This is a genomic window from Cryobacterium sp. 10I1, assembly GCF_035019805.1.
Classification (GTDB): domain Bacteria; phylum Actinomycetota; class Actinomycetes; order Actinomycetales; family Microbacteriaceae; genus Cryobacterium; species Cryobacterium glucosi.
Map to the genome: position 1 here is coordinate 1 of NZ_JASJVF010000524.1, position 788 is coordinate 788.

General features: G+C 69.9%; 2 protein-coding genes. Both read left to right on the forward strand.

What is annotated here, in order from left to right:
• A partial coding sequence (locus QN345_RS19565) for a DUF4097 family beta strand repeat-containing protein (protein WP_416347688.1) occupies positions 1 to 516 on the forward strand: 516 nt, incomplete at its 5' end.
• On the forward strand, positions 513 to 788 hold a 276-nt coding region (locus QN345_RS19570; protein WP_323509181.1), incomplete at its 3' end, for a PadR family transcriptional regulator. The genes QN345_RS19565 and QN345_RS19570, both read left to right, overlap by 4 nt.

Below are 788 nucleotides of genomic sequence, written 5' to 3' on the forward strand. Positions count from 1 at the left end.
GTCGACGGCGTCACGGGCGACATCGAAGTCAACGCGATCAACGGCGAGATCTCGGTCAGCAACCACTCCGGCGACATCACCACGCACACCGTTTCCGGCGATGTCACCGCGAGCGGCAGCATCCGCCGGTTCAGCGTCGACGGCGTCGCGAGCAACGTGTTCCTCGACCTCGAGGGCTCGCCGGACACCGTCAACACGAACACCGTGAGCGGCAACCTCACCGCACGCGTCGAGGCCGGCCTCCCGATCAAGTACCACCTCAACACCATCTCGGGGGTCCTCCAGCTCGACGACCAGACCGTGAAGGGCACCCTCGGCAAGGGCTACGAGTCGAGTACGGGCGTGCTCGCGGGCAGCTGGCTCGAACTGCACGCGAACTCCGTCTCCGGTGACATCTCGATCGTCCGGCGTCCGGCCGCGGCGGCGGATGCCCCGGCGAGCGCCCCGAGCGCAGCCGCCGGGTTCGAAGCGCCGGGCGAGGCCCCGGCGGACACCGCAACGGGGGCCTCGGCATGACTCCCGTCTTCGCCCACGGCAGCCTGCGGCTCTACCTGCTGAGCCTGCTCGCCGAGCAGCCGCGGCACGGTTACGAGCTGATCCAGGCGCTCAGCGACCGGTTCGGCGGCACGTATATCCCGAGCGCGGGCACGATCTACCCGCGACTGGCCAAGCTCGAGGAGGAGGGCCTCGTCACGAAGTCGACGGACGGCCGCAAGACCGTCTACGAGATCACCGACGCCGGACGCGCCGAGCTCCTCGCGCGCGGGGGCGACCTCGACGCACTCGAG